General features: G+C 57.7%; 5 protein-coding genes and 3 pseudogenes. 6 read left to right on the top strand and 2 right to left on the bottom strand.

The window, feature by feature from the left end; genetic code table 11:
- Positions 1–338: 338 nt before the first annotated feature.
- Together EWE75_RS23305 and EWE75_RS23300 are read right to left on the bottom strand one after the other, a co-directional pair.
- A pseudogene (locus EWE75_RS23305) lies at positions 339–593 on the bottom strand (transposase); the annotation flags it as partial.
- 139 nt (positions 594–732) lie between these two features.
- The gene (locus EWE75_RS23300) at positions 733–1,518 is read right to left on the bottom strand and encodes an enoyl-CoA hydratase/isomerase family protein (protein ID WP_130160448.1); all 786 of its coding nucleotides are present in this window, start codon (positions 1,516–1,518) and stop codon (positions 733–735) included.
- Positions 1,519–1,656: 138 nt separating this feature from the next.
- On the opposite strand from EWE75_RS23300, the gene EWE75_RS23295 reads away from it, so the two are divergent.
- The 6 genes and pseudogenes from EWE75_RS23295 (at position 1,657) to EWE75_RS26120 (ending at position 7,023) form a co-directional block, all read left to right on the top strand.
- A complete protein-coding gene (locus EWE75_RS23295; RefSeq protein ID WP_130160447.1) occupies positions 1,657–2,655 on the top strand; it encodes an NAD(P)H-dependent flavin oxidoreductase in 999 nt (332 codons plus the stop codon).
- A 1-nt stretch (position 2,656) separates the two neighbouring features.
- Positions 2,657–3,034: a transposase gene (locus tag EWE75_RS23290; protein WP_427915821.1), complete on the top strand. Its 378-nt coding sequence runs from the start codon at positions 2,657–2,659 to the stop codon at positions 3,032–3,034.
- A gap of 268 nt (positions 3,035–3,302) precedes the next feature.
- Positions 3,303–3,566 (top strand): annotated as a pseudogene (locus tag EWE75_RS23285) (transposase); the annotation flags it as partial.
- Between the two features lie 91 nt (positions 3,567–3,657).
- Positions 3,658–4,031: pseudogene (locus tag EWE75_RS25855) on the top strand (IS66 family transposase); the annotation flags it as partial.
- 228 nt (positions 4,032–4,259) lie between these two features.
- Entirely contained in the window at positions 4,260–6,491 is a 2,232-nt protein-coding gene (locus EWE75_RS23275; protein WP_130160446.1) for a TonB-dependent receptor, read from the top strand.
- 400 nt (positions 6,492–6,891) lie between these two features.
- A complete protein-coding gene (locus EWE75_RS26120) occupies positions 6,892–7,023 on the top strand; it encodes a hypothetical protein (RefSeq protein WP_282432730.1) in 132 nt (43 codons plus the stop codon).
- The last annotated feature ends 100 nt before the right edge of the window (positions 7,024–7,123 follow it).

Genomic DNA, 7,123 nt, shown 5'->3' with positions numbered 1-7,123 from the left:
GACTGTCCGACCCTTATCAGACCATCAAACCAAACGACCTGTGCAGACGCTCCAGGTGGCCGGCTTCAGATCGGAACGATGGCCGGCTTCACGTCGGAATAGGTGGCCGGCTTCGTCGGAATCCGCAAAACGGGAGGGTATGGGCGATGCTATTCGTCATTTTCCTAACCGGGATCATCGCGCAGCGATGTCACCACTCTCAAGTACGCATATGCCCACGGGCCACGTTTTTTAACGGGGTGTCATGCCTCCAATAAGCTAACGGCCGCGACCCTCCTGACGTCGGCATAGCACGGCCCGTTTCTACCGCGCACAGGCGGACTCAGCCCGGGACAGTTTTTTAGGATGTCGCGCTCGGCCTTCATTCTAGCCAACTCGCGGCGCAGCCGCTCAATCTCCTGCTGCTCGGGCTTCAGCACGCCGTGTCCGGGAAACGCCGATCCCGGGTCAGCCGTCTGTTCGCGCACCCACTTGCGCAGCACGTTCTCGTGCAGGTCCAGATCGCGCGCCGCCTGCGATACCGACACCCCGCGTTCCCGCACCAGCTTCACCGCCTCGAGCTTGAACTCGCGGCTGAACTTCCGTCGTTGCATCTCCATCCTCCGGTTCCAAAAACACCTTATCTCGGTGTCCACGAAACCGGCAGCAGCTCAGACAGTCCTAACGGAGACCAGATTATGTCGCCCTGAACCTCTTGACACAACCACCCTTCATATAAGCAGTTACAAGGGTTCAACTACCTAAAAACACCGGTTTGCGCTTTTCTTGGAACGCCGAAAGCCCCTCTTTCATGTCGTGGCTATGGGTATGAAGTTCGCAGGCGAGCAACTCGAACCTCAGCGCGACGTCCTGTGGCTGTTCCAGGCCATTATCCACCAGCGTTTTCATGCGGCGGAGCACCAGTGAGCTTTTCGATGCCAACTTCGCGACGAGGCGTTCGGCCGCTGCGGTGAGGTCAGCATCATCGACGACTTCGTTAACCAGGCCGCAGGCGATCAACTCATCGGCCGGCAGAAATTCCCCGGTGAACATCAGATATTTCGCGCGCGTGGGACCGATCTTTCGGGGCAGGCGCACCGAACCGCCCCCGCCTGGAATCAGCCCGAAATTGCCATGCGCATCCCCCAGCTTGGACGACCTCGCTGCGATGACTAGGTCGCAGCACAAGACTAGTTCCAGTCCTCCGGCCAAGGCTAGCCCGTTGACCGCAGCGATGACCGGCCGGGGGCATGCCTCCAAGCGCGCCATCATGGCTAGGAGGCTCTTGAGGAACTGCGCAGTGGCGCCTTCCTCACTTTGCGAGGTGCGGTTGACAAATTTAAGATCGGCGCCCGAGCAGAACGCTCGGCCGGTGCCCATCAGCACGACCGCGATGATTGACGGATCATCGACGAGATCGAGGGCGGCGTTGATGCCCGCTATCACATCGGGCGTGATTGCGTTTAGCGCCGCCGGGCGATTGAGCGTCACCCATATTGCGCCGGCGCGTGTCTCGACCACGACGCTTTGGTCTGACATAATTCTCTCCAATACTCCATTATCACAGCATTGCCCTAATGAGGCGTCTAGCTATTTATCCTTGCGATACCCAATGCAACCAGTTAATTGACATACTGAAAAATATGTTTCCCGAGCAGGCTGTTTTTAGGGGTGGAGATGTTAGGTGATCCCGGTCTTGCCGCTAGGCTGCGTGCAACACTCGCTTTGCCCGTGATTGTCGGGCCTATGTTTCTCGTCTCTGGCCCCGAACTGGTGATCGCCTGCTGCCAGAGCCGCGTTGCCGGGTCGTTTCCCACCCTAAATGCCAGGTCGACGGATATACTCGACCAATGGCTCACGAGCGTCACCGCCGCGCTGGATGAGAGCGCTGCGCCTTATGCGGCGAACCTGATCGTTCATCCAACCAACCCAAGGCTGGCGGATGATCTCGGTGTGATAGTGAAGCACAAGGTTCCGCTGGTGATCGCCAGCGTGGGGAGTCCGGTGCGCGTTGTTGCGGATGTAAAGGGCTATGGTGGCCTCGTTTTTGCCGACGTAGCCTCCTTGAAACATGCGCGACGCGCGGCAGAAGTCGGAGTCGACGGCCTCATCTTGCTGTGCGCTGGCTCAGGCGGTCACACCGGCTGGCTCAACCCATTTGCATTCGTGACCGCCGTACGTAAATTCTTCGCTGGACCCGTTGTCGTCGCCGGATCGATTTCAAACGGTCGGATGATCCATGTTGCCGAAGAGCTTGGCGCGGACTTTGCCTATTTAGGTACGCCCTTTATCGCGGCGACCGAGAGCCTGGCGGGGGACGACTACCGACAGATGTTGGTCGACAGCGACGCCGATGACATTCAGTTGATGTCGGAACTCACGGGTATGCCGGCCAATATGCTGCGCAAGAGCGTGGAACGCAGCAAGTTCAAGCCGGAGGCGACCCAGGGAGCTTTTGATGCCGCCAAGGGTACTGAGACGCTCAGGGCATGGCGGGATATCTGGAGCGCGGGTCATGGCGTGGGCGACATCGAGCGCATCGAGCCGGTCGCAGCCATCGTCGATCACATGATCCAAGAGTATAGGCAGGCGCGGATGGCGAGCCAACAACGTCTCGCTGGAGTGGCCGCGACTTATGAGACCTGTGCGCTGGTGGGAGTAGCGCGCTGTAGTTGAGCTGTTTTTCTATTTTTCTGAGGCCATTGGCCTACCTCGCTACTGCTCTGGTCAGAGCGGTAGCGGCCTTCATGCTTGGGCCGCGAGAATGTCCATGGCGCCCGTGCCTCATCAGAGTGGCGACATGGATCGAGACCTGCGCATCGGCCGTGCCGGTAACGCGCGAGCGCGAAAGACACTCGTTCAGTTGGCATGGCTCTGGCTGCGCTATCGGCCTGAGAGCGAGTTGTCCGCATGGTTCCGCGCACGCGTCGGTAAGCTGCAAGGTCGAACCCGCAGGATCGCGATCGTCGCGATGGCACGCAAGTTGTTGATCGCGCTCTGGCGCTTCACCGAGACCGGCGAAATCCCGGCCGGCAGCATGCTCAGAGCCGCATAGGAATCGCCGCTGGGAAACCCGCAGCGACGCGGGGAGCACGACCGTCTTCGTCAATGGTTACACCAGACTGCCGCGTGGCAGGTTGGTCGTGTTCGATCGGGGCCTTGGCTCGTGCATGAGGCATTATGGTTACGGGTTCCAGATCGAACCCGACCGCATGTAAGGTTACGCAGCCGAGGCTGCCGCACAGTGCCGCCCCAACTCGCTCGCAGAACGAAGAATGTACCGCCGTCGATAGGATGAACGACATGCCGCCGTAGCCTTGACAATCGAAGCCTCATGTAAGGACGAGGCCCGGATTGGCCAGAAAAACGGCATCACCCGTCGCTGGGCCAGGCGCGGCACGCGGCCGTCAGCGCCCAAGGATCAGCGGACGAAATCAGCCTACATCTATGGCGCGATCTGCCCGGCTGAGGGCAAGGCGGCCGGGCTCGTTCTGCCTCGCTGCAACATCCTGGGCATGACGCTTCACTTGGCCGAGATCGCGGCTACCGTAGCGCCCGGCGCGCATGTCGTGCTGCTGCTCGATCAACCCTGGCGCATCATGTCCATCGGCACACGCAAATGGGCGCATGCGTCATGATCAGCAGGATTTGGTATGAGTTGCATAATCACACAAGGCGTTCGGACTGGCGGAAGGCATCAGCGATCTGGCGCCATCGACGATTGCCACAAGACGACGCGCGCTCGAACGAACCATCGACGACATCATCACGACGCCTCGTCGTGTGAACTGACGATGAAGCTCCGAAACAGCTTCGCTCGCGCCAGGGAGCAGCTCCTTATCTTCGCATACTGGCCCGGCAAGGTCGAACCGACCAATAATGCCTGCGAGCGCGACCGTCGCCCCGCCGTCATCCAGCGCAAGATCACCAATGGCTACCGCGCAATGTGGGCTGCTTAGGGGGAAGCTGACATCAGGACCGTCGTCGCCACCGCGCGGCTTACGCCTGGTACCAACATCTTCGGTACCATCGCCGCTACCCGGGGCGCATGAAAACCCTCAGAGCGGGGGTCGGTAATTACCCTTCACCTGCAGCGTCAGCGTGGCAAATCTTTGGTCTCAGCTCGTCAAATCTGATTGACACATTTAATTGCCCTATCATAAGTTAGCCCGCAATTATCCGCAAAGAAGATAACAATCTCGAATTCGGAAGCGAACCTAATGGCTTTCTCGCTTTGGGGCTGCAGCCAAGTTCAATATCGATAATAGGGAGAGGGAGATATGGTGAAAATGAAAACGTTTTTAGGATGCGGGGCGTCTGCCATTTTTCTTTTTGCGCCACCGGCTCTAGCGCAGGCTAGCAATGGGGCAAGGCAATCTGAGCAAGGCGTTGAGCAGTCCGACGTTGGTGTCGGTGATATCATCGTCACGGCCCAGCGTAGGGATCAGCGCCTTCAGGATGTGCCCATCACGATCTCCGCAGTCGGTGCACCGGCGTTGGCGAATGCCGGGGTCACCGGCATCACCCAGCTTCAGTCGGTCTCGCCTGGGTTGCAAGTGAGTGTGCAGACCGGACCGCTTAACATCTACTTGCGTGGTGTCGGCGTCAAGTCCGGCGATCTTCTGGTGGAGAACTCGGTCGCAGTCTATGTCGATGGTGTCTACCAGCCCGCTGCTATGGCCAACGTGTTCGAGTTCAACGGCCTAGAGCGCATAGAGGTCCTGAAGGGGCCGCAAGGCACGCTTTTTGGCCGCAACGCGACAGGGGGCGTAGTTCAGGCCATCACCAAGGATCCCACATCGAATCCCGAGATGAATTTCGATGTCGGCTATGCCAATTATCAGACGGTGAAGGCTTCAGCCTACGTTTCAGGCGGTTTGACGGATACGTTGGCGGCCAACGTTGCGATCCAGTATAGTAATCAGAAGGATGGCTGGGGCAAAAACGTCATCACAGGCGGCGAGAACTACACTTCAAACGATTTCAACGTGCGCGGTAAGTTAAAATTCACACCCGATGATTTAACCACGATCACGCTTTCTGGGAACTATTTCGAGTTCGGTCGCGTTGGCGGTGTGCAGAACCCTCCGGGTGCGGTCCTCTCCACCGGGCAAGGGTATCTTGGACGGTATAATTTCGCCGAAAATGGCCTTACCGGGGCAAGCGGTGATAGCTATGGTGGCTCGCTCACTGCAACGCGTGATTTCGGTGCATTCCAAGTTAGGAATATCGCGGCCTACCAGAAGTTCACCGGTTTTCAGGCCCTCGATCAGGACGGGGGGGCGGAAGCTAAAGTTCAGGGCGAGTTCTTTGCCAAGACCCGCATGATAACCAACGAATTTCACGTTTTTGCACCGACCAGCTCTCGGTTCCAGTGGCTTGCCGGCGTCTATTACTTTAATTACAATTCCGCAGTTGAACCAACGAATATTACGGGCAGTGATCTCAATGCCGCCTATAGCGTAATCTTGGCCCCCGTATTCGGCCCATTGGCAGCAACGATCAATGGCGTTTCGGTGTTCGGACGAGACAAAGCACGATCGATCTCAGGCTTCGTGCAAGGCACATATCCGGTAACGGACAAGCTCAACCTGACAGCCGGCTTCCGGTACACCAACGACAAGGTGACGTATACCGGGCATCAGGCTTTCGTCGCCGCAGGTCCGTTGGATGGGGTAGTTTTCGATCCGCAAGTTACAAAGAAATACGATAAATCCAGCCCCACGTGGCGGCTGTCCCTAGACTACAAGTTCGCTCCAGATATTTTGGGCTATGTTTCTTGGAACCGCGGCGTGAAGTCAGGCAACTTCTCTCTCGGTACCGGGGCTGGGTCCAATCAGGCTTTCAGCCCGGAAAGGCTCGACGCCTATGAAGTCGGTCTGAAGACGCAATTTTTCGATCGAAAGCTTACGTTCAATACATCGGCCTTCTACTATGACTTCCAGAACATCCAGTTCCAGAAGGTAACGAACGGCACTGTGTTCACCATCAACGGGCCGACTGCGAAACTCTATGGGCTTGAAGCGGAACTGGTGGCCCGGGTCACTCCGCGGCTTACCCTAAATGCGAACGGTGGCTATCTACATACGAGGATTGGCGATTTCCCGGGGGCTCCTAACGTGAACCGCTTGCCAAATGGCAGGAACGACAACGGAGATCCGACCTACAACGCGAAGGGGAATCGCCTACCTTTTGCTGCTGATTTCTCGGGCAATATTGGTTTTGAATATCGTCTTCCGGTCGAGGGCGGACAGTTCAAGCTCGCCAGCAACTTGTATTATACGACCAAAGTCTACAGCGAGCTGGACAATCGCCTTTTCAACGCCGGGCGTGAAAACCTGTCCGCGTCGCTCGGATGGGAAGGCAAGAATGGCCTGCGCGTATCGGTATGGGGAGCAAATCTGACCGACCGTTACTACTATGTGCAGTTGCTCGGGGTGGCGGGAGCAAACGACATCGGAGCTCCGGCCGCGCCGCGCACATATGGTATGACGGTGGGGTACCGCTTCTGATAATTATGAACTCTGGTCGTTGATATTTGACGACGGTTGGCGGGTTCAGCGTCCATAAAGACGGGATGAGCGCCAGCAAAAAGGCGATTTTACGCTGGCGCTCATCTATTTTTGGCATCTCGAAATGATTGACACATCTTTGCCGCAGTAAAGGGATCGTAATTACCGACCCCCGGTCTGAGGGTTTTCATGCGCCCCGGGTAGCGGCGATGGTAGCGAAGGTGTTGGTACCAGGCGTCGGGCGCGCGGTGGCTGCGACGGTCCTGATGTCAGCTTCCCCCTGAGCAACCCACATTGCGCGGTGTAACCGACCGATTGAACTGATGGGGTGGATGTACCCTTCGCCCGGCATCGTATGATGCCAGACCGGCGCGATGTTGCGCTGGAGAAGGAGGAGCAGATGACCGACGTCCACATGCTCGCAAGCGACCTCGCGAAGCGCAGCTTCCAGAATTGCGCAACAGCGCTGGGAGGGGCGGTTCTATTCAACCGAACGGTGTCGCGCGCTAACATTACAGTTGCGCTTTATTGAAAACTCTGAATCAATAGGTCTCCATGGTATGGAGGTCATGGATGACGGGTGCATCGATCGAGACGACGCTGGAACTGTGGGCATCCGGTTTGCGCGACGC

This window comes from Sphingomonas populi (assembly GCF_004208535.1).
GTDB lineage: Bacteria > Pseudomonadota > Alphaproteobacteria > Sphingomonadales > Sphingomonadaceae > Sphingomonas > Sphingomonas populi.
Note: the sequence above shows the minus strand (reverse complement) of the source record. Positions and strands in the feature narration are given on the sequence as shown.

What these genes read in the sequence shown, in the direction of transcription:
- EWE75_RS23300 (WP_130160448.1), bottom strand. Translation starts at nt 1,518, where the DNA reads ATGTCAGACCAAAGCGTCGTGGTCGAGACACGCGCCGGCGCAATATGG.
- EWE75_RS23295 (WP_130160447.1), top strand. Translation starts at nt 1,657, where the DNA reads ATGTTAGGTGATCCCGGTCTTGCCGCTAGGCTGCGTGCAACACTCGCT.
- EWE75_RS23275 (WP_130160446.1), top strand. Translation starts at nt 4,260, where the DNA reads ATGGTGAAAATGAAAACGTTTTTAGGATGCGGGGCGTCTGCCATTTTT.
- EWE75_RS26120 (WP_282432730.1), top strand. Translation starts at nt 6,892, where the DNA reads ATGACCGACGTCCACATGCTCGCAAGCGACCTCGCGAAGCGCAGCTTC.